Origin of the sequence: Roseomonas acroporae (assembly GCF_023223525.1) — a bacterium.
Lineage (GTDB): Bacteria > Pseudomonadota > Alphaproteobacteria > Acetobacterales > Acetobacteraceae > Roseomonas_E > Roseomonas_E acroporae.
Window position 1 is genome coordinate 1 of record NZ_JALPRX010000258.1, and the last position, 274, is coordinate 274.

At 69.7% G+C, this 274-nt stretch carries 1 protein-coding gene; it reads left to right on the forward strand.

The genetic code is table 11. The features are described from left to right. Positions 1-190 (forward strand): hypothetical protein (locus M0638_RS28395; protein ID WP_248670317.1); only part of this gene is annotated, 190 nt, incomplete at its 5' end. Positions 191-274: the final 84 nt, after the last annotated feature.

Below are 274 nucleotides of genomic sequence, written 5' to 3' on the forward strand. Positions count from 1 at the left end.
CCCGCGCCGCAGCGGCGGCAACGCCCGCGCGGTCACCGCCGAGGAGCGCGAGGAGGCCCGGCTGTTCCTGACCGGCGGCGGGCAGTGGGCGGTGGCACGGCGCCTCTGGTGCGATGCGGCGGGTGTCACGCCGGGGTGGTTGGAGCGGTGCGTCGCCACGGCGATGGTGCCTGTGGAGGCAACGGCATAGCCGTCTGGAATCATCGTGCAGATTGGCCGCTCGGCTGCATCAGGGTGAATGCGAGACTCCAGAATTTTCCTTTCTGCATCTGCA